The following is an 18058-nucleotide window of genomic DNA, read 5'->3' as shown; positions in this document are numbered from 1 at the left end:
GAATGCACTATATCCAGCAACCGCAGGCGATTGAGGCGAAAAGCTTCGACATTATTGGCGATATTATTGCGCAGACCCGCCCGGACTACCGCTTTGCCAGCCCGCTGCACGAAGCCATTATCAAGCGGGTGATCCACACCACCGCTGATTTTGACTGGCTGGATATCCTGTGGTTTTCGCCCGACGTGCTTCCGCGCTTGAGCGCCGCCCTGAGCCAGCCCTGCACGCTTTATACCGATACCACCATGGCCCTGTCCGGGATCAATAAAACCCTGCTGGCGAAATTCGGCGGCGAGTGCCGCTGCTATATCAGCGATCCGCGGGTGGTGGCGGAGGCCAAAGCGCAGGGGATGACCCGCTCGATGGCGGCGGTTGATATCGCGGTCGCCGAAGAGGGCGAGAAGGTGTTTGTTTTCGGCAATGCGCCCACCGCGCTGTTTCGTCTGCTGGAGCATGACGTCGCGGTCAACGGCGTGATTGGCGTGCCGGTCGGTTTCGTCGGCGCGGCGGAGTCGAAAGAGGCCCTGACGCAGAGCGGCCTGCCGGGCATCGCCGCGCTGGGTCGTAAAGGCGGCAGCAACGTCGCCGCCGCCATCGTCAACGCCATTTTGTACCACTTACAGGGGGCGCGATGAGCGAGCAATCCTTTGACGCCCCGGTATGGCACAACGGCAAGGCGCTGCGCAAAGGCTATACCACCGGATCCTGCGCCACGGCGGCAGCAAAGGTCGCGGCGCTGATGGTGATGCGTCAGCATCTGATTCATCAGGTCTCCATTGTCACCCCTTCCGGCGTCACCCTGTGCCTTAACGTCGAGTCGCCGCACGTTGAAGGGCAGCAGGCGATCGCCGCCATCCGTAAAGACGGCGGCGATGACGTTGACGCCACCCACGGGATGCTGATTTTCGCCCGCGTGACGCTCGACGATTCCGGCGAGATTACCCTGCGCGGCGGCGAAGGCGTCGGCACGGTCACCCGCAAAGGGATCGGCCTGCCCATCGGCAGCCCGGCGATTAACCGCACCCCGCGCCACACCATCGAGTCGGCGGTGCGCGAGGCGATTGGCCCGTCGCGCGGGGCGACGGTAGAGATTTTCGCCCCGGAAGGCGAGGCGCGGGCGCAGAAAACCTATAACTCGCGGCTGGGGATCCTGGGCGGCATCTCGATTATCGGCACCACCGGTATCGTGACGCCGATGTCGGAGGAGAGCTGGAAGCGTTCGCTGTCGCTGGAGCTGGAAATTAAGCGCGCGGCGGGGCTGGAGCGGGTGGTGCTGGTGCCGGGCAACCACGGAGAGCGCTTTGTACGCGAGCAGATGGGCATCGACTCGCAGGTGGTGGTCACCATGAGCAACTTCGTCGGCTACATGATTGAAGAGGCCGTGCGCCTGGGGTTCCGCCAGATCGTGCTGATTGGCCATCCCGGCAAGCTGATTAAAGTCGCCGCCGGGATCTTCCACACCCACAGCCATATCGCCGATGCGCGGATGGAAACCCTGGTCGCGCATCTGGCGCTGCTGGGCGCGCCGCTGGCGCTGCTGCAGCTGGTGAGCGAATGCGATACCACCGAAGCGGCGATGGAGCACATCGACGCGTACGGTTTTCAGCATATCTATCATCATCTTGCCGAACGCATCTGCCTGCGGGTGATGCAGATGCTGCGCTTTACCAAAACGCCGCCCGTCTGCGACGCCATCATGTTCTCCTTTGATAACAAGGTCCTCGGCAGCAATCGGCCGATCGTCGAGATTGCGCGGGAGATGTCATGTTAACGGTGGTCGGCATGGGCCCGTCAGGCCTGCATCTGATGACGCCGGCGGCGCGGGACGCGGTCGCCAGCGCGGACGCGCTGGTGGGCGGCAAGCGGCATTTACAGCAGTTCCCAGAGTTTGACGGCGAACGGTTTGCGCTGGGCGCCAATATTGCCGAACTGCTGGTATGGCTCGGCGAACGCGAAGCGCAGAAGGTGGTGGTGCTGGCCTCCGGCGACCCGCTGTTTTACGGCATCGGTACGCGGCTGATCGCCCACTTTGGCATCGAGCGCGTGCGCATTATCCCCGGCATCAGCGCGGTGCAGTATCTCTGCGCGAAGGCCGGTATCGATATGAACGATATCTGGCTGACCAGCAGCCACGGGCGGGACGTCTGTTTTGATGAGCTGGCTCGCCAGCGCAAGGTGGCGATGGTGACCGACGGGCGCTGCGGGCCGCGGGAAATCGCCGCCCAGCTGGCGGCGCGGGGTAAAGGGTATCGCTGGATGGTGATTGGCGAAAATCTGGCGATGGATAACGAGCGGATCCGCTGGCTACCGGTCAGTGAGGTCGACGGCGAATATGAGATGAACGCGGTGGTGATCCTCGATGAAAGATGAGCTTTTTCTGCGCGGCGAGAAGGTGCCGATGACCAAAGAGGCGGTTCGCGCGCTGGCGCTGGCCAAACTTGAGCTACACCGGGCAAGCCACCTGATTGATATCGGCGCCGGTACCGGCAGCGTGTCGATTGAGGCGGCGTTGCAGTACCCCTCGCTGCAGGTAACGGCGGTCGAACGCAATCCCGCGGCCCTGCAGCTGCTGGACGAAAACCGCCAGCATTTCGCCTGCGGCAACATTGAGATCCTGCCCGGCGAAGCGCCGATGGTGATCACCGAGCGGGCCGACGCCATTTTTATGGGCGGCAGCGGCGGCCGCCTCGACGAACTGATTGACTGGTCGTGGCAGCAGCTCTACCCCGGCGGTCGCCTGGTGATGACCTTTATCCTCCAGGAGAACCTGAACGCCGCTCTCGACTATCTGCGGCTGAAGGGAATCGAACAGGTTGATTGCCTGCAGCTGAACGTTTCATCGCTGACCGCGCTGGGCTGCGGCCACTATTTCAAACCGAATAATCCCGTTTTTGTTATCGCCTGTCAGAAGGAAGAAAACCATGGCTGAGACATTTGACCCCCGTTGTGTGTGGTTCGTTGGCGCAGGGCCGGGCGACCGTGAGCTGATTACCCTCAAGGGCTACCGCTTGCTCCAGCAGGCCCAGGTGGTGATCTACGCCGGGTCGCTGATAAACACCGCGCTGCTGGAGTACTGTCCGCCCGGCGCCGAGTGTCACGACAGCGCCGAACTGCATCTGGCGCAAATTCTCGACCTGATGGAAGCCGGCGTTAAAGCCGGGAAAACGGTGGTGCGTTTACAGACCGGGGACGTGTCGCTGTACGGCTCGGTCCGCGAGCAGGGCGAAGAGCTGACCAAACGCGGCATCGACTGGCAGGTGGTGCCGGGCGTCAGCGCGTTTCTGGGCGCCGCGGCGGAGCTGGGCGTCGAATACACCGTCCCGGAAGTCTCCCAGAGCCTGATTATTACCCGCCTCGAAGGGCGCACGCCGGTGCCGGAGCGCGAGCAGCTTGAGTCGTTTGCCAGCCACCAGACCTCGATGGCGATTTACCTTTCCGTACAGCGTATTCACCGGGTGGCGGAGCGCCTGATGGAAGGCGGCTACCCGGCAACCACGCCGGTGGCGGTGATCTACAAAGCGACCTGGCCGGAAAGCCAGACCGTACGCGGTACCCTGGCGGATATCGGCGACAAGGTGCGCGAGGCGGGGATCCGCAAAACGGCGCTCATTCTGGTCGGGAATTTCCTGGGCTCTGAGTATCACTACTCAAAACTCTACGCGGCGGACTTTAGCCATGAATACCGTAAAGCCTGAATCAATCGCGCTTTTCTGCCTGACCCCTGGCGGCGTGCGGCTGGCGAAACGGCTGGCGGCGATGCTGCCGTTAACCTGCTTTACCAGCGAGAAGCTGCTGGAAGAGGGGTTTCTCCCCTTTGAAAACGGTTTTGCCAGCGCCGCGCGCGAGGCCTTCAGCAGCTATTCGGCGCTGATTTTCATCGGCGCCACCGGGATCGCGGTACGCGTGCTGGCCCCGCTGGTGAATGACAAGTTCAGCGACCCGGCGGTAGTGGTGATTGACGAGCGCGGCCAGCACGTTATTAGCCTGCTTTCCGGCCACGCGGGGGGCGCGAATGCCCTCAGCCGCTATCTGGCCGGGATGCTCGGCGCCGACCCGGTGATCACCACCGCCACCGACGTCAACGAGATGGCGGCGCTGGATATCCTGGCATTCCAGCTTAATGCCCGGATGAGCGATTTCCGCGCGGCGGTGAAAACCGTCAACCAGATGCTGGTCAGCCAGCAGCGCGTCGGCCTGTGGTGGGACGACGAACTGGATGAAGACGTCAGCCGCTGCGACCGGCGGGGATTTATCACCGTGACCGATCTGCACCAGCTTCCCGAGCTGGACGCGCTGGTCTGCGTCACGCTGCGCAACGAGCTGCCGGCCATCGCCGTGCCGCACTGGAAGCTGGTGCCGCAGCGGGTGGTCGCCGGAATTGGCTGCCGTCGCGATACGCCATTCCCGCTGTTAGCAGCGCTGCTGGCGCGCCAGCTTGAGGCGCAGCGCCTGGATCCGCTGGCGCTGAAAGCCATCGTCAGCGTGACGCTGAAGAAGCACGAGCAGGGGCTGATTCAGTTGGCCTCCTGCTGTCGCGTACCGTTCGAAACCTTTCCCGCTGATGCGCTGCGCGAGCATGAGCACCATTTTCCCGCCTCATCGTTCGTCAGAAAAACCGTCGGCGTGGGGAGCGTATCCGGCCCGGCGGCCTGGCTGCTGAGCCATGGGCAACTGTTGGGCGAAACCCTGCGCGAACAGGGCGTCACTATCACTTTGGGAGTTTCACACTGATGTTAAGCGTAATCGGAATCGGCCCTGGCTCGCAGTCCATGATGACCATGGAGGCCATTGAAGCGCTGCAGGCGGCGGAAATCGTCGTTGGCTATAAAACTTACACGCACCTGGTGAAAGCCTTTACCGGCGATAAGCAGGTGATCAAAACCGGCATGTGCAAAGAGATTGAGCGCTGCCAGGCGGCGATTGAGCTGGCGCAGGCCGGGCATAACGTGGCGCTGATCAGCAGCGGCGACGCCGGTATTTACGGCATGGCCGGACTGGTGCTTGAGCTGGTCAGCAAGCAGAAGCTGGATGTGGAAGTCCGCCTGATCCCGGGGATGACCGCCAGCATCGCCGCCGCCTCGCTGCTGGGCGCGCCGCTGATGCACGATTTCTGCCATATCAGCCTCAGCGACCTGCTGACACCGTGGCCGGTGATTGAAAAGCGTATTGTCGCCGCCGGTGAAGCCGACTTCGTGATCTGTTTTTACAATCCGCGCAGCCGCGGCCGCGAGGGCCATCTGGCGCGCGCCTTTGAGCTGCTGTCGGCCAGCAAAAGCGCGCAGACTCCGGTGGGGGTCGTGAAGTCCGCCGGACGTAAAAAACAGGAGAAATGGTTGACCACCCTGGGGGAGATGGATTTTGCACCGGTCGATATGACCAGCCTGGTGATCGTTGGCAACAAAGCGACCTATATCCAGGATGGCCTGATGATCACCCCGCGAGGCTACGTGCTGTGAGCCACGGCGAGGTGCTGGTGATGGGCGGAACCAGCGACGCGCGGGCGCTGTGCCAGCAGCTTGACGCGGCGCAGGTTGAATACACCCTGTCGGTGGCGACGCCCACCGGCCAGCAGCTGGCGGGAGACATTCGCGGCCAGGTGCGCTGCGGGCGTCTCGAGCTGGAGGAGATGATCGCCTGGCTGAAGGCTAACCGGACCCGCTGGGTGATCGATGCTTCGCACCCCTACGCCGAAGCGGTGAGCCGCAATATCGTCCGGGCCTGCGAAACCGCCGGCGTGCTGCTGAGCCGCTATCAGCGCCCTGAACAGCTGAGCGGCCTGAGGCATCCGCTGCTCTATACCGTGGAGAGCATTGAACTGGCCTGCGAGGTGGCGCGGCGCTTCGGTCCGCGCGTGCTGCTCACCACCGGAAGCAAAGATCTGGCGCGCTGGCGGGCGGGATTAGGCGAAAAAACGCTGCTGGCCCGGGTGTTGCCGGTCGCCGATGTCATCGCCCAGTGCGCCGGACTGGGGTTCGGCGTTGGCGAGATCTTCGCCCTGTGCGGGCCGTTCAGCGCCGAGTTCAACGCCGCTTTCTACCGCCAGTGCCGGGCCGATGTGGTGATCACCAAGGCCTCCGGCGCCGAAGGCGGCTATCAGGAAAAAGTACAACCCTGTCTGGATGCCGGTATCCCCTGCATCGTGATTACGCGCCCGGCACCGCTGGTGACCGGTGAAGAATTACTGGAAAGTCAGGCTGCCTTTGCCCGGCGCTTAGCGCGCTGGCTGGCCGCTGCTTAAGGAGTCCGAAATGAAAAAAGCGCTTCTGGTGGTCAGTTTTGGCACCAGCTATCCCGACACCTGTGAAAAGAATATCGTCGCCTGCGAGCGCGAGCTGGCGGCCAGCTGCCCGGACCGCGACACCTTTCGCGCCTTCACCTCCGGGATGATTATCCGCAAGCTCAAGCAGCGCGACGGTATCGAGATTGATACGCCGCTACAGGCGCTGCAGAAGCTGGCCGAGCAGGGCTACCAGGATGTGGCGATTCAGTCGCTGCACATTATCAACGGCGATGAATATGAAAAGATCGTCCGCGAAGTGCAAAGCCTGCGCCCGCTGTTCCTCCGCCTGACGCTGGGGGCGCCGCTGCTGAGCAGCCATCACGATTATGTCCAGCTGATGCAGGCGCTGCGCCAGCAGATGCCGCCGATTGCCGCCGATGAAACGGTGGTCTTTATGGGCCACGGCGCCAGCCATCACGCTTTCGCCGCCTACGCCTGTCTGGACCATATGATGACGGCGAAGGGGTTTCCGGCGCGGGTCGGCGCGGTCGAGAGCTATCCGGAAGTCGATATTCTTATCGACAGCCTGCGCCGGCAGGGGGTGAAGGGCGTGCACCTGATGCCGCTGATGCTGGTGGCCGGCGATCACGCCATTAACGATATGGCCTCGGACGAAGAGGACTCCTGGAAAACGCTGTTCAACGCCGCCGGTATCACGGCGACGCCGTGGCTGAACGGGCTGGGAGAGAATCCGGCGGTGCGCGCAATGTTCGTCGCTCACCTGCAGCAGGCGCTGAGCCTGGCGATGGAGGAGGCGGCATGAGCGGCAAACTGTATGCCCTGAGTACCGGCCCTGGCGCCGCTGACCTGATCACCGTGCGCGCGGCGCGGGTGCTGGGCAAGCTGGACATTCTCTACGCGCCCGCCGGACGTAAAGGCGGCGACAGCCTCGCGCTCTCCATCGTGCGGGAGTATATCGGCGAACGGACCGAAGTGCGCTGCTGCCATTTCCCGATGAGCGCCGACAGCGCGGAAAAAGAGGCGGTATGGGATGAGGTCGCCGCCGCGCTGGTGCAGGAAGTGGAGGCGGGCAAGCAGGTCGGGTTTATTACCCTCGGCGACGCCATGCTGTTCAGCACCTGGGTGTTCTTACTCCAGCGTATCGGCAGCCCGGAGTGGCTGGAGATTGTTCCCGGCGTCACCTCTTTCGCCGCCATTGCCGCGCGTTCAAAAACGCCGCTGGCCATGGAGCAGCAGTCGCTGGCGGTGATCTCCTGCACCGCGCCGGAAACGGAAATCGAGCAGGCGCTGCGCCAGCATGAAAGCCTGGTGCTGATGAAAGTGTACGGGCGGTTTCCCCGCATCAAAGCGCTGCTGGCGAAAAACGGTCTGCTGGATGCCGCGCTGATGATGTCCGAAGCCACGCTGCCGGGCGAGCAGTGCTGGCACCATCTCCGTGACGTCAGCGACGACCAGCCGCTGCCCTATTTCTCGACCATTCTGGTCAATAAACAGTGGGAGTATGCAGAATGAAACTTGAACAACAGCTAAAACAGCTGTCTTTCAGCGGGTTAGCTGCGGCGCTATTGCTGATAGTGGTACCCGAAAAGGCTTTCGCGATGCACATTATGGAGGGGTTTTTACCGCCGATGTGGGCCCTGGCATGGTGGCTGCTGTTTTTACCCTGCCTGTGGTACGGGCTGGTGCGCCTGCGCCGCATCGTGCAGGAAGATAACAACCAGAAGGTGCTGCTGGCGCTGTGCGGGGCGTTTATTTTTGTCCTCTCGGCGCTGAAAATTCCTTCCGTGACCGGCAGCTGTTCGCACCCGACCGGCGTCGGCCTGGCGGTGATTCTCTTCGGGCCTGGCGTGGTGGCGATCCTTGGCGCCATCGTGCTGCTGTTCCAGGCGCTGCTGCTGGCGCACGGCGGGCTGACGACGCTCGGCGCGAACGGGATGTCGATGGCGGTCATCGGGCCGGTGGTCGGCTATATGGTGTGGAAAATGGCCTGCCGCGCGGGCATTCGCCGCGATGTCGGGGTGTTTCTCTGCGCGATGCTGGCGGATCTGGTGACCTACTTTGTCACCTCCGTACAGCTCGGCGTGGCCTTCCCGGATCCGACCGCCGGCGCGACCGGATCGATCGTCAAGTTTATGGGGATCTTCTGCCTGACCCAGATCCCGATCGCCATTGCTGAAGGACTGTTAACCGTCATGATCTACGACCAGTTGACCAAACGTCAGCTGATTACCGCACAGGGGCATTAACATGAAAAAGACGCTGATATTGTTAGCCATGGTGGTGGCGCTGGTGATCCTGCCGTTCTTTGTCGATCACGGCGGCGAGTTTGGCGGTTCGGACGGCGAGGCGGAGAGCCAGATTCAGGTGGTCGCACCGCATTATGAGCCGTGGTTCCAGCCGCTGTACGAACCGGCGAGTGGAGAAATTGAGAGCCTGCTGTTTACGCTCCAGGGCTCCCTCGGCGCGGCGGTGATTTTCTATATTCTGGGCTACAGCAAAGGCAGACAGCGCCGTGATGACCGGGTTTGACCGACTTAGCTATCAGAGCCGCTGGTTTCACGTCGCGCCGGAGCGCAAGTTCCTGTTCTGGCTGCTGCTGATGGTGCTGGCCTTTACCCTGCCTCCGCTGGGGCAGGGTATCGAAATGGCGCTGATTGCCGCCTTAACCTGCTGGCTGCTGCGGGTCTCGCCGTGGCGCTGGTGCCGCTGGATGGCGCTGCCGTTTGGCTTCCTGCTGATCGGCGTGCTGACCATTCTGTTTAGCGTCAGCCGCAATCCGCAGGATCTGCTGCTGAGCCTGCCGCTGGGCAGCGTCTGGCTGGGCATCACGTCGGAGGGGCTGACGACCGCCAATCAGACCTTCTGGCGCAGCCTGGCGGCGCTGGCGTCCACCTTCTGGCTGGTGCTGAATCTGCCGTTCCCGCAGCTTATTGTGCTGCTCAAGCGCGGGCGGGTGCCGCGGCTGCTGACCGAGCAAATCCTGCTGACCTGGCGCTTTATTTTTATTCTGTTAGACGAAGCGCTGGCGATTCATCGTGCGCAAACATTACGTTTTGGCTACCGTAGCGTGCCGAAGGGCTATCGTTCGCTGGCGATGCTGGTAGGGCTGCTGTTTACCCGGGTGATGATCCGCTACCAGCAGATGAGCACCACGCTGGATATCAAACTGTATCAGGGTGACTTTCACCTCTAAGGATAAGTATGCTTGCCACGACCGATCTCTGGTTTCGCTATCAGGACGAGCCGGTGCTGAAGGGGCTGACGCTGGATTTTTCCCGTCACGCGGTGACCGGACTGGTGGGGGCGAACGGCTGCGGAAAATCCACGCTGTTTATGAACCTGAGCGGTCTGCTGCGCCCGCAGAGCGGGGCGGTGCTGTGGCAGGGAAAACCGCTGGATTACAGCAAACGCGGCCTGCTGGCGCTGCGTCAGCAGGTGGCGACCGTTTTCCAGGACCCGGACCAGCAGATTTTCTATACCGATATCGACAGCGATATCGCCTTTAGCCTGCGTAACCTGGGGGTTGCGGAAGAGGAAATTGCCCGCCGGGTGGACGATGCCCTGACTCTCGTCGATGCCCAGGGGTTTCGTCACCAGCCGATTCAGTGCCTGAGCCACGGGCAGAAAAAGCGCGTGGCGATAGCCGGCGCGCTGGTGCTGCAGGCGCGCTATTTACTGCTCGACGAGCCGACGGCGGGGCTCGATCCCTCGGGACGCGCGCAGATGATCGACATCATTAAGCGCATTGCCGATCGGGGCAACCACGTGGCGATCTCCAGCCACGATATCGATCTGATCTATGAAATCAGCGATGCGGTTTACGTGTTACGCCGCGGCGAAGTGCTGGCGCATGGCGAACCCGGGGAGGTGTTTGCCCGCAGCGAACTGATGGCCCAGGCCGGGCTCACCCAGCCGTGGCTGGTGAAACTGCACGCGCAGCTCGGGCTGCCGCTGTGTAAAACCGAAGAAGAATTTTTTACGCGGATGCGAAACAACGCGATGAAGGAGGCGTCATGACGCTGGCAATTATGTTACAGGGCACCGCTTCCGACGTCGGCAAAAGCGTGCTGGTCGCGGGGCTGTGCCGCATCTTTTATCAGGACGGGCAGCGCACCGCGCCGTTTAAATCGCAGAATATGGCGCTTAATTCCGGTATCACGCCGGATGGCAAAGAGATGGGCCGCGCGCAAATTTTCCAGGCCGAAGCGGCGGGCACTACCCCGGATGTGCGCATGAACCCGGTGCTGCTTAAGCCAACCAGCGACCGTAAAGCGCAGGTGGTGCTGATGGGCAAAGTGGCGACCGATATGGACGCGGTGAGCTATCACGAATACAAGCCGCGCCTGCGCGAACAGATCCTCGCGGTTTATAACAGCCTGGCCGCCGAACATGATGTGCTGGTGCTGGAAGGGGCGGGCAGTCCGGCGGAGATCAACCTGCGCGATCGCGACATCGTCAATATGGGCATGGCCGAGATGGCCCAGTGCCCGGTGATCCTCGTGGCGGATATCGATCGCGGCGGCGTATTCGCCTCCATCTACGGCACGCTCGCGCTGCTGCATGACCGCGAGCGCGCGCGGGTCAAAGGGGTGATTATCAATAAATTTCGCGGCGACGTGGCGCTGCTGTATTCCGGGATCGAGCAGATAGAAGCGCTCACCGGCGTCCCGGTACTCGGCGTGATGCCGTGGCTGGACGTCGATCTCGAAGATGAGGACGGCGTCGCGCTGCAAAAAGGGAAATATCTGCGTACCGACAGGCGCGATATTGAGATTGCCGTGGTCCAGGTACCGCACATCTCTAATTTCACCGATTTCAACGCGCTGGCGGCGCAGCCGGACGTCCGCGTCCGCTATGTTCGCCAGCCCCAGGAGCTGGCGGGCGTGGATATGATTATCCTGCCGGGCAGTAAAAATACGCTCGGCGACCTGGGCTGGCTGCGCGAGAGCGGCATGGCGCACGCGGTACTGCAGGCCCGGCGTAAGGGCGTACCGGTGCTGGGGATCTGCGGCGGCTACCAGATGCTCGGCGAAACCATTATTGATGAGGTGGAGTCGGGGCTTGGCACCCAGCCGGGGCTGGGGTTGCTCAATACCGTCACCCACTTTGCGCACAGCAAAACGACCACCCAGGTAACGGCGACTCTGGCTCCGGCGCTGCCGGCGTGGCTGGCGGCAACGGCGGGGCTGGCGGTAAGCGGCTACGAAATTCATATGGGCGAAACCGAGCTGCGCGACGGCTGCCGTTCGCTGATGCAATTACATAAAGGCGGCCAGAATGTGGCGGACGGCGCGGTCAGCGATGACGGCCTGGCGTTTGGCACCTATCTGCACGGCCTGTTCGATAGCGATGCATTTACCCGTGCGCTGGTTAACGGCCTGCGCCAGCGTAAAGGGCTGGCGGCGCTGGATAGCGATTTCGAGTATGCGCAGTATAAATCTCGCCAGTTCGATCTGCTGGCGGACGCGATGCGTCAGCATATTGATATCGAAAAAATCTACGCCATCATGCGCCAACATCAGGAGCCCGTATGCTGACTTTAGTGACCGGCGGGGCGCGCAGCGGTAAAAGCCGCCATGCCGAAGCGCTGATCGCCCATGCGCCGCAGGTACTCTATATCGCCACCTCGCAGATCTTTGATGACGAGATGGCGGCGAGGATCCAGCACCACCGCGACGGCAGGCCCGCGCACTGGCGCACCGCCGAGCGCTGGCAGCAGCTTGATGAACTGATCACCCCGGATATCGCCCCGGAGGAGGCGATTTTGCTGGAATGCATCACCACCATGGTAACCAACCTGCTGTTTGCGCTGGGGGGCGACAGCGCGCCGGACGACTGGGATTATGCGGCGATGGAGCGGGCGATCGACGCCGAAATCGCGGTACTGATTGCCGCCTGCCAGCGCTGCCCGGCCCGCGTGGTGCTGGTGACCAACGAAGTGGGGATGGGGATTGTGCCGGAAAACCGTCTGGCCCGCCATTTCCGCGACATCGCCGGACGCGTCAACCAGCGCCTTGCTGCGGCGGCGGACGAGGTGTGGCTGGTGGTGTCGGGCATTGGCGTAAAAATCAAATAGGCCAGGCGCGCCGTACCGGGCGTTATTCTTCCTGCTGGCTCTGCCATGAGCCAGCCAACAAGACGAGAACCTCTATGCAAAGCTTAACCTCTCTACTGGGCGCGATCCCGGCGCCTGATGAAAGCGCGATGGCGCGCGCCCGGCTTCATATCGACGGCCTGCTGAAGCCGCCCGGAAGCCTTGGACGCCTTGAAGATCTTGCCGTACAGCTGGCGGGCATGCCCGGTCTTGACGGCGTGCCGCAGGTGAAAAAGAAGGCGCTGCTGGTGATGTGCGCCGACCACGGCGTGTGGGACGAAGGGGTCGCCATCTCGCCGAAAGCGGTGACCGCCATCCAGGCGGCGAATATGACGCTGGGGAAAACCGGCGTTTGCGTGCTGGCGGCGCAGGCGGGCGCGAAAATGCACGTGATTGATGTCGGGATCGATGCTGAGCTGATACCGGGCGTTATCAACATGCGCGTGGCGCGCGGCTGCGGCAATATCGCCGTCGGTCCGGCAATGCGCCGCGGCCAGGCGGAAGAGCTGCTGCTGGAGGTGATGCGCTATACCCGAGGGCTGGCGCAGGATGGCGTCACCCTGTTTGGCGTCGGGGAGCTCGGAATGGCCAATACCACCCCGGCGGCGGCGATTGTCAGCGTTCTGACCGGAAGCGATGCCCAGGAGGTGGTCGGGATTGGCGCTAATCTGCCGTTGGCGAAGGTCGCTAATAAAGTGGAAGTGGTGCACCGGGCTATCGCCGTCAACCGGCCTGACCCGAACGATGGTCTCGACGTGCTGGCAAAAGTGGGCGGTTTTGATTTATTGGGGATGACGGGCGTGATGCTGGGCGCGGCCTCCTGCGGCCTGCCGGTGGTGCTCGATGGCTTTCTCTCCTACGCGGCGGCGCTGGCGGCGTGCCGAATTGCGCCGGAAGTGAAGCCCTATCTGATCCCGTCCCACTATTCGGCGGAGAAGGGCGCGCGTACGGCGCTGATGCATCTCGAACTGGAGCCCTACCTGAATATGGGGATGCGTCTGGGCGAAGGCAGCGGCGCGGCGCTGGCGATGCCGATCGTGGAAGCGGCCTGCGCGATGTATCACGAGATGGGCATGCTGGCGGCGAGCAATATTGTGTTGCCAAAGGGCTGAGAAAGGGCTGGGGAGCGGCGCTGCGCCGTTCCCTGAATCAGGCATAAGATTTTGCGGAGCGCAGAAACAAAAAAACACCCTTGAGGGTGTTTATGATGTTGGTTGCGGGGGCCGGATTTGAACCGACGACCTTCGGGTTATGAGCCCGACGAGCTACCAGGCTGCTCCACCCCGCGTCCGTCTTTACTCTTCATCGAGTAAACTTGCATCAGATTTTAATTGGTTGCGGGGGCCGGATTTGAACCGACGACCTTCGGGTTATGAGCCCGACGAGCTACCAGGCTGCTCCACCCCGCGTCCGTCATTACTCTTCCATCGAGTAACGTTACTTCTCTGATTTTAATTGGTTGCGGGGGCCAGATTTGAACTGACGACCTTCGGGTTATGAGCCCGACGAGCTACCAGGCTGCTCCACCCCGCGTCCGTGGAAGCGCACTATACTCCGCTAACGTTTTGATGCAACCCTTTTTGGCAGAAATCATCAATTTTGTAAAAAATGGTGCATATAGAATCACTTCCAGCCTATTTTTTGCGCAAAACTGCCTTTGCGGTGCCTAAGCGCATTTCATTAGCCCTGGGGGTTTGTTATCTTCATCACGCACCCGGGCTTAGCAGCATAAAGAAGAGATACCATGAAAGGACGTTGGGCAAAATACGCAGTAACAGGCGCAATGCTGGCAATGCTGGCCGCCTGTTCCTCAAAACCGACCGATCGCGGTCAGCAGTATAATGAAGGTAAACTCACCCAGCCGTTTTCATTGGTTAACCAACCTGATGCGGTCGGCTCGCCGATCAACGCCGGCGATTTCTCCGAGCAGGTGAGACAGATTCGTAGCGCCTCTCCGCGCCTCTACACCAGCCAGAGCAACGTCTACAATGCGATTCAGGAGTGGCTGCGTTCCGGCGGCGACACCCGCACGCTGAGCCAGTTTGGTATTGACGCCTGGCAGATGCAGGGGACGGATAACTACGGTAACGTCCAGTTTACCGGCTACTACACGCCGGTGGTGCAGGCGCGCCATACTCGCCAGGGCGAGTTCCAGTACCCGATTTACCGGATGCCGCCGAAGCGCGGCAAGCTGCCGTCCCGCGCCAGCATCTACGCCGGCGCTCTGAGCGACAACTACATCCTGGCCTACAGCAACTCGCTGATGGATAACTTCATCATGGACGTGCAGGGCAGCGGCTACATTGACTTTGGCGACGGCTCGCCGCTGAACTTCTTCAGCTATGCCGGGAAAAACGGCTGGCCGTACTACAGCATCGGTAAAGTGCTGATCGACCGCGGGGAAGTGAAGCGCGAAGATATGTCGATGCAGGCGATCCGCGAATGGGGCGAAAAACACAGCGAGGCGGAAGTCCGTGAGCTGCTGGAGCAGAACCCGTCGTTCGTCTTCTTTAAACCGCAGTCTTTTGCGCCGGTGAAAGGCGCCAGCGCGGTGCCGTTGATCGGCCGGGCATCGGTGGCTTCCGACCGTTCCATTGTTCCTGCCGGCACCACGCTGCTGGCGGAGGTGCCGCTGCTGGATAATAACGGCAAGTTTAACGGCCAGTACGAGCTGCGTTTAATGGTGGCTCTCGATGTTGGCGGGGCGATTAAAGGCCAGCACTTCGATATTTACCAGGGCATTGGCCCGGATGCCGGGCATCGTGCCGGCTGGTATAACCACTACGGCCGCGTATGGGTGCTGAAAAACGCCCCGGGCGCGGGCAACGTCTTTAGCGGCTAGTACGCCGGTTCTCTTCCCCGGTCGCGCTGCGCTTACCGGGGCTACGGCTGATTTTGTCACCCGGGTAAGGCGCTTGCGCCGCGACCCGGGAATGTCCACTAATTCTGAGGTTTTATGTCTGTTGTAATCAGCGATGCCTGGCGCCAGCGCTTTGGCGGCACGGCGCGTTTATATGGTGAAAAGGCGCTGCAATGTTTTGCCGACGCGCACGTCTGCGTGGTCGGCATCGGCGGCGTAGGCTCATGGGCGGCGGAAGCGCTGGCGAGAACCGGAATTGGCGCGATTACCCTCATCGATATGGATGATGTCTGCGTGACCAACACCAATCGCCAGATCCACGCCCTTGGCGGCAACGTTGGCCTGGCGAAAGCCGAGGTGATGGCGGAGCGTATTCGCCTGATCAACCCCGAGTGCCGGGTCACGGTGGTGGACGATTTTGTCACCCCGGAAAACGTCGCCGAGTATCTTGGCGTTGGCTTTAGCTACGTGATTGACGCCATCGACAGCGTGCGCCCGAAAGCGGCGCTAATCGCTTACTGTCGTCGCCATAAGGTTCCGCTGGTGACCACCGGCGGCGCGGGCGGGCAAATCGATCCGACGCAAATTCAGGTCGCCGATCTGGCGAAAACCATCCAGGATCCGCTGGCGGCAAAGCTGCGTGAGCGTTTGAAGAGCCAGTTTGGGGTGGTGAAGAACAGCAAAGGTAAGCTCGGCGTGGATTGCGTGTTTTCCACCGAAGCGCTGGTTTATCCGCAGGCGGACGGCAGCGTTTGTGCGATGAAAAGCACCGCTGAGGGGCCGAAGCGAATGGATTGCGCATCCGGCTTTGGCGCCGCGACGATGGTGACCGCGACCTTTGGTTTTGTCGCCGTCTCCCACGCGCTGAAGAAAATGCTGGCGAAGGCGGAGCGGCAGACGGCGTAAATTCCCGGGTCGCGGCGCAGGCGCCTTACCCGGGCTACAAAACTGCGCACCTGTCCGGGCGACAAAACCGCATGAACCCGTAGCCCGGGCAAGGCGCGTCAAGCGCCGCCCCCGGGATAAGCTTAAACCTCAACCTCGCGGGCGGCGGCGAGCACCGCTTCGCTCAGGGCGCTGAGCCCCTGACTGCGCGAGGCGCTCAGCTGGCCGCGCAGCCCCAGCGCATCAAATAGCGCCAGCGGATCCTGCGCCAGCAGCTCAGCGGCGCTTTTGCCTTCTATGGCGGTCAACAGCACCGCCAGCATGCCGCGCACGATGCGGCCTTCGCTATCGCCGAAGAAATGCAGCTTGCCCTCGGCGTCAACAACGTGCCCCAGCCAGACGCGGTTTTCACAACCGGCAATCTCTTTGGCTCGCGCTTTCAGGTTGTCCGGCAGCGCGGGAAGCTGCTTACCCAGTAAAATCAGCTGGCGGTATTTATCTTCCCACTGGCTGAGCGGGGTAAAGGTCTGCCGTAGAGATGCCTCGGTGATGCGGGTACCAAAAGGGTGAGAAGTCGTCATTAATCCACCAGTATTTCCAGAGCGCGGTCCACGGCGTGCACCAGCGCGTAGACATCGTCTTGCGTGTTATAAGGCGCGAAGGAGGCCCGTAGCGTGCCGCTGACGCCAAGCGCCGCCAGCAGCGGCTGGGCGCAGTGCTGACCGGCGCGCAGCGCGATCCCCGACTCCGCCAGCAGCGTCACCATATCGCTATGGTGAACGCCGTCAAAATCAAACGCCAGCAGGCTGGCGTCCTGGCAGCGGAAGGAGCGGAAGCCCGGACGTTTCGCCAGCTCGTCTTCCGCCAGCGTCGCCAGGCCGCGGCTCCAGTTTTCCGCCTGCGCGATGTCCGTTTCCTCCAGCCACTCCAGCGCCGCGCTCAGGCCGATCACCCCGGCGATATTGGGCGTTCCCGCCTCGAAGCGCCAGGGGGCGGGCTGGGTTTTGAAGCCATCGAAGGTGACTTCGGTAATCATTTTTCCGCCGCCGAGCCACGGCGACATCTCCGCCAGCCGTTCGCTTTTGCCATACAGCGCGCCGATGCCGGTCGGCCCGTAGAGCTTATGGCCTGAAAAAGCATAAAAGTCGATATCCAGCGCCTGGACGTCCGCCGGGAAATGTACCGCTCCCTGCGCGCCGTCGACCATCACCACCATCCCGGCAGCGCGGGCCTGGCGTATTGCCAGCGTCAGATCCGGACAGCCGCCGGTGACGTTGGACATCTGGCCAATCGCCAGCACCCGGCTGCGCGGCGTGATAAGCGCGCCAAGCGCCGCCACGTCCGGCAGGCGGTTGCCCGCCAGCGGCAGCTTCACCACCCGCGCGCCGGTTTGCCCGGCAACCATTAACCACGGCACCAGGTTGGCGTGATGCTCTGCTTCGCTGACGATAATCTCATCGCCGGGTTTCAGGCGCGGGCGCACGTAGCTCTGCGCCACCATATTAATGGCTTCGGTGGTGCCGCGCGTCCAGACGATATCCTGGCCGGAAGGGGCGTTGAGCAGCGTTGCCACCCGTTCGCGCGCGTTTTCATAGCGTTCGGTTAGCTGACGGGCGGTGGCGAACTGGCTGCGGTGGACGTTACCGGCGCTAAGGCGATAGAACTGGTCGCTGGCCTCAATGACCGCCAGCGGTTTGAGGGTTGTCGCGGCGCTATCAAGATAGACGCCGGCGTCGGCCAGCGCCGGGAACTGGGCGCGAAATTGGACGGGGTTGAATGCGTTCATGAGATTCCTCGTATCGATATCAGGATCGTCGCGCAAATCGGCGGGTGATACAAGGTTTCTGCTAACGACTGGAATTTTCTGAATATGACTTCGGGTGGTTAAAAGATAGTTATGCTGAATAGTGTTGGGTTTGCGTTTTAACCTGGTACAGAACGAATCATAAACAGTATAAATAGTCGAAAGGAGAGAAAG

At 61.9% G+C, this 18058-nt stretch carries 21 protein-coding genes and 3 tRNA genes; 19 read left to right on the top strand and 5 right to left on the bottom strand.

Features of this window, described 5'->3' with window-relative positions; translation table 11 throughout:
* Positions 1-2 precede the first annotated feature (2 nt).
* From BJF97_RS23690 to cobT, 17 genes are all read left to right on the top strand, one after another.
* Entirely contained in the window at positions 3-635 is a 633-nt protein-coding gene (locus tag BJF97_RS23690; protein ID WP_004133657.1) for a cobalt-precorrin-8 methylmutase, read from the top strand.
* The gene (gene cbiD / locus BJF97_RS23685; protein WP_032694686.1) at positions 632-1771 is read left to right on the top strand and encodes a cobalt-precorrin-5B (C(1))-methyltransferase CbiD; all 1140 of its coding nucleotides are present in this window, start codon (positions 632-634) and stop codon (positions 1769-1771) included. Before BJF97_RS23690 ends, cbiD begins: the two co-directional genes overlap by 4 nt.
* Positions 1765-2370 (top strand): cobalt-precorrin-7 (C(5))-methyltransferase, encoded by a 606-nt coding sequence (locus tag BJF97_RS23680; RefSeq protein WP_025107434.1) that lies wholly within the window; start codon positions 1765-1767, stop codon positions 2368-2370. Before cbiD ends, BJF97_RS23680 begins: the two co-directional genes overlap by 7 nt.
* The gene (locus BJF97_RS23675) at positions 2360-2929 is read left to right on the top strand and encodes a decarboxylating cobalt-precorrin-6B (C(15))-methyltransferase (protein WP_032694685.1); all 570 of its coding nucleotides are present in this window, start codon (positions 2360-2362) and stop codon (positions 2927-2929) included. Before BJF97_RS23680 ends, BJF97_RS23675 begins: the two co-directional genes overlap by 11 nt.
* Positions 2922-3695: a cobalt-precorrin-4 methyltransferase gene (locus BJF97_RS23670; RefSeq protein WP_014226631.1), complete on the top strand. Its 774-nt coding sequence runs from the start codon at positions 2922-2924 to the stop codon at positions 3693-3695. The genes BJF97_RS23675 and BJF97_RS23670 overlap by 8 nt, the downstream gene beginning before the upstream one ends.
* Complete coding sequence (gene cbiG / locus BJF97_RS23665) at positions 3676-4731, top strand: cobalt-precorrin 5A hydrolase (RefSeq protein ID WP_032694684.1); 1056 nt, start codon at positions 3676-3678, stop codon at positions 4729-4731. The genes BJF97_RS23670 and cbiG overlap by 20 nt, the downstream gene beginning before the upstream one ends.
* Positions 4731-5456: a precorrin-3B C(17)-methyltransferase gene (locus BJF97_RS23660; protein ID WP_004105101.1), complete on the top strand. Its 726-nt coding sequence runs from the start codon at positions 4731-4733 to the stop codon at positions 5454-5456. The genes cbiG and BJF97_RS23660 overlap by 1 nt, the downstream gene beginning before the upstream one ends.
* A complete protein-coding gene (locus BJF97_RS23655) occupies positions 5453-6238 on the top strand; it encodes a cobalt-precorrin-6A reductase (RefSeq protein WP_032694683.1) in 786 nt (261 codons plus the stop codon). The genes BJF97_RS23660 and BJF97_RS23655 overlap by 4 nt, the downstream gene beginning before the upstream one ends.
* 10 nt (positions 6239-6248) lie before the next feature.
* The gene (gene cbiK / locus BJF97_RS23650) at positions 6249-7043 is read left to right on the top strand and encodes a sirohydrochlorin cobaltochelatase (RefSeq protein ID WP_032694682.1); all 795 of its coding nucleotides are present in this window, start codon (positions 6249-6251) and stop codon (positions 7041-7043) included.
* Positions 7040-7753 carry a cobalt-factor II C(20)-methyltransferase gene (locus tag BJF97_RS23645; RefSeq protein WP_032694681.1) on the top strand — a complete coding sequence of 238 codons (714 nt, stop codon included), beginning with the start codon at positions 7040-7042 and terminating at the stop codon, positions 7751-7753. Before cbiK ends, BJF97_RS23645 begins: the two co-directional genes overlap by 4 nt.
* Positions 7750-8487, top strand: a complete 738-nt coding sequence (gene cbiM / locus BJF97_RS23640) for a cobalt ECF transporter S component CbiM (RefSeq protein WP_004124457.1) — start codon at positions 7750-7752, stop codon at positions 8485-8487. Before BJF97_RS23645 ends, cbiM begins: the two co-directional genes overlap by 4 nt.
* Before the next feature lies 1 nt (position 8488).
* Positions 8489-8770, top strand: coding sequence for an energy-coupling factor ABC transporter substrate-binding protein (locus tag BJF97_RS23635; RefSeq protein ID WP_004133685.1), 282 nt, complete (start codon positions 8489-8491; stop codon positions 8768-8770).
* The gene (locus BJF97_RS23630; protein ID WP_014226626.1) at positions 8757-9434 is read left to right on the top strand and encodes an energy-coupling factor ABC transporter transmembrane protein; all 678 of its coding nucleotides are present in this window, start codon (positions 8757-8759) and stop codon (positions 9432-9434) included. The genes BJF97_RS23635 and BJF97_RS23630 overlap by 14 nt, the downstream gene beginning before the upstream one ends.
* 8 nt (positions 9435-9442) lie before the next feature.
* The gene (locus BJF97_RS23625) at positions 9443-10258 is read left to right on the top strand and encodes an energy-coupling factor ABC transporter ATP-binding protein (protein WP_014226625.1); all 816 of its coding nucleotides are present in this window, start codon (positions 9443-9445) and stop codon (positions 10256-10258) included.
* The gene (locus BJF97_RS23620) at positions 10255-11778 is read left to right on the top strand and encodes a cobyric acid synthase (protein WP_014226624.1); all 1524 of its coding nucleotides are present in this window, start codon (positions 10255-10257) and stop codon (positions 11776-11778) included. The genes BJF97_RS23625 and BJF97_RS23620 overlap by 4 nt, the downstream gene beginning before the upstream one ends.
* Entirely contained in the window at positions 11772-12317 is a 546-nt protein-coding gene (cobU, locus tag BJF97_RS23615; RefSeq protein WP_004853703.1) for a bifunctional adenosylcobinamide kinase/adenosylcobinamide-phosphate guanylyltransferase, read from the top strand. The genes BJF97_RS23620 and cobU overlap by 7 nt, the downstream gene beginning before the upstream one ends.
* A 74-nt stretch (positions 12318-12391) precedes the next feature.
* Entirely contained in the window at positions 12392-13447 is a 1056-nt protein-coding gene (cobT, locus tag BJF97_RS23610) for a nicotinate-nucleotide--dimethylbenzimidazole phosphoribosyltransferase (protein WP_032694680.1), read from the top strand.
* Positions 13448-13546: 99 nt separating this feature from the next.
* Here cobT and BJF97_RS23605 read toward each other — a convergent pair.
* The 3 genes from BJF97_RS23605 to BJF97_RS23595 all read right to left on the bottom strand — a co-directional run bounded on the left by BJF97_RS23605 (position 13547) and on the right by BJF97_RS23595 (position 13868).
* A tRNA-Met gene (locus tag BJF97_RS23605) sits at positions 13547-13623 on the bottom strand.
* A 44-nt stretch (positions 13624-13667) separates the two neighbouring features.
* Positions 13668-13744: transfer RNA gene (locus BJF97_RS23600), tRNA-Met, on the bottom strand.
* 47 nt (positions 13745-13791) lie between these two features.
* Positions 13792-13868: transfer RNA gene (locus BJF97_RS23595), tRNA-Met, on the bottom strand.
* Positions 13869-14079: 211 nt separating this feature from the next.
* On the opposite strand from BJF97_RS23595, the gene mltA reads away from it, so the two are divergent.
* Both mltA and tcdA read left to right on the top strand, forming a co-directional pair.
* Positions 14080-15177 carry a murein transglycosylase A gene (mltA, locus tag BJF97_RS23590; RefSeq protein ID WP_004124438.1) on the top strand — a complete coding sequence of 366 codons (1098 nt, stop codon included), beginning with the start codon at positions 14080-14082 and terminating at the stop codon, positions 15175-15177.
* A gap of 114 nt (positions 15178-15291) precedes the next feature.
* Positions 15292-16101, top strand: a complete 810-nt coding sequence (tcdA, locus tag BJF97_RS23585) for a tRNA cyclic N6-threonylcarbamoyladenosine(37) synthase TcdA (RefSeq protein ID WP_009651598.1) — start codon at positions 15292-15294, stop codon at positions 16099-16101.
* Between the two features lie 122 nt (positions 16102-16223).
* On the opposite strand, the gene csdE is transcribed toward tcdA, so the two are convergent.
* The gene (csdE, locus tag BJF97_RS23580) at positions 16224-16661 is read right to left on the bottom strand and encodes a cysteine desulfurase sulfur acceptor subunit CsdE (RefSeq protein ID WP_014839393.1); all 438 of its coding nucleotides are present in this window, start codon (positions 16659-16661) and stop codon (positions 16224-16226) included.
* Positions 16661-17866, bottom strand: a complete 1206-nt coding sequence (gene csdA / locus BJF97_RS23575; RefSeq protein WP_014226621.1) for a cysteine desulfurase CsdA — start codon at positions 17864-17866, stop codon at positions 16661-16663. The genes csdE and csdA overlap by 1 nt, the downstream gene beginning before the upstream one ends.
* Positions 17867-18058: the final 192 nt, after the last annotated feature.

It is taken from the genome of Klebsiella sp. LTGPAF-6F (genome assembly GCF_001753185.1).
In the GTDB taxonomy this organism is placed as follows: domain Bacteria; phylum Pseudomonadota; class Gammaproteobacteria; order Enterobacterales; family Enterobacteriaceae; genus Klebsiella; species Klebsiella michiganensis.
This window is presented reverse-complemented; position numbering and strand designations above follow the sequence as displayed.

What these genes read in the sequence shown, in the direction of transcription:
- BJF97_RS23675 (WP_032694685.1), top strand. Translation starts at nt 2,360, where the DNA reads ATGAAAGATGAGCTTTTTCTGCGCGGCGAGAAGGTGCCGATGACCAAA.
- cbiD (WP_032694686.1), top strand. Translation starts at nt 632, where the DNA reads ATGAGCGAGCAATCCTTTGACGCCCCGGTATGGCACAACGGCAAGGCG.
- cbiG (WP_032694684.1), top strand. Translation starts at nt 3,676, where the DNA reads ATGAATACCGTAAAGCCTGAATCAATCGCGCTTTTCTGCCTGACCCCT.
- cobT (WP_032694680.1), top strand. Translation starts at nt 12,392, where the DNA reads ATGCAAAGCTTAACCTCTCTACTGGGCGCGATCCCGGCGCCTGATGAA.
- cbiM (WP_004124457.1), top strand. Translation starts at nt 7,750, where the DNA reads ATGAAACTTGAACAACAGCTAAAACAGCTGTCTTTCAGCGGGTTAGCT.
- BJF97_RS23660 (WP_004105101.1), top strand. Translation starts at nt 4,731, where the DNA reads ATGTTAAGCGTAATCGGAATCGGCCCTGGCTCGCAGTCCATGATGACC.
- csdE (WP_014839393.1), bottom strand. Translation starts at nt 16,661, where the DNA reads ATGACGACTTCTCACCCTTTTGGTACCCGCATCACCGAGGCATCTCTA.
- BJF97_RS23620 (WP_014226624.1), top strand. Translation starts at nt 10,255, where the DNA reads ATGACGCTGGCAATTATGTTACAGGGCACCGCTTCCGACGTCGGCAAA.
- tcdA (WP_009651598.1), top strand. Translation starts at nt 15,292, where the DNA reads ATGTCTGTTGTAATCAGCGATGCCTGGCGCCAGCGCTTTGGCGGCACG.
- BJF97_RS23670 (WP_014226631.1), top strand. Translation starts at nt 2,922, where the DNA reads ATGGCTGAGACATTTGACCCCCGTTGTGTGTGGTTCGTTGGCGCAGGG.
- BJF97_RS23630 (WP_014226626.1), top strand. Translation starts at nt 8,757, where the DNA reads ATGACCGGGTTTGACCGACTTAGCTATCAGAGCCGCTGGTTTCACGTC.
- BJF97_RS23680 (WP_025107434.1), top strand. Translation starts at nt 1,765, where the DNA reads ATGTTAACGGTGGTCGGCATGGGCCCGTCAGGCCTGCATCTGATGACG.
- cobU (WP_004853703.1), top strand. Translation starts at nt 11,772, where the DNA reads ATGCTGACTTTAGTGACCGGCGGGGCGCGCAGCGGTAAAAGCCGCCAT.
- BJF97_RS23645 (WP_032694681.1), top strand. Translation starts at nt 7,040, where the DNA reads ATGAGCGGCAAACTGTATGCCCTGAGTACCGGCCCTGGCGCCGCTGAC.
- csdA (WP_014226621.1), bottom strand. Translation starts at nt 17,866, where the DNA reads ATGAACGCATTCAACCCCGTCCAATTTCGCGCCCAGTTCCCGGCGCTG.
- cbiK (WP_032694682.1), top strand. Translation starts at nt 6,249, where the DNA reads ATGAAAAAAGCGCTTCTGGTGGTCAGTTTTGGCACCAGCTATCCCGAC.
- BJF97_RS23690 (WP_004133657.1), top strand. Translation starts at nt 3, where the DNA reads ATGCACTATATCCAGCAACCGCAGGCGATTGAGGCGAAAAGCTTCGAC.
- BJF97_RS23625 (WP_014226625.1), top strand. Translation starts at nt 9,443, where the DNA reads ATGCTTGCCACGACCGATCTCTGGTTTCGCTATCAGGACGAGCCGGTG.
- mltA (WP_004124438.1), top strand. Translation starts at nt 14,080, where the DNA reads ATGAAAGGACGTTGGGCAAAATACGCAGTAACAGGCGCAATGCTGGCA.
- BJF97_RS23635 (WP_004133685.1), top strand. Translation starts at nt 8,489, where the DNA reads ATGAAAAAGACGCTGATATTGTTAGCCATGGTGGTGGCGCTGGTGATC.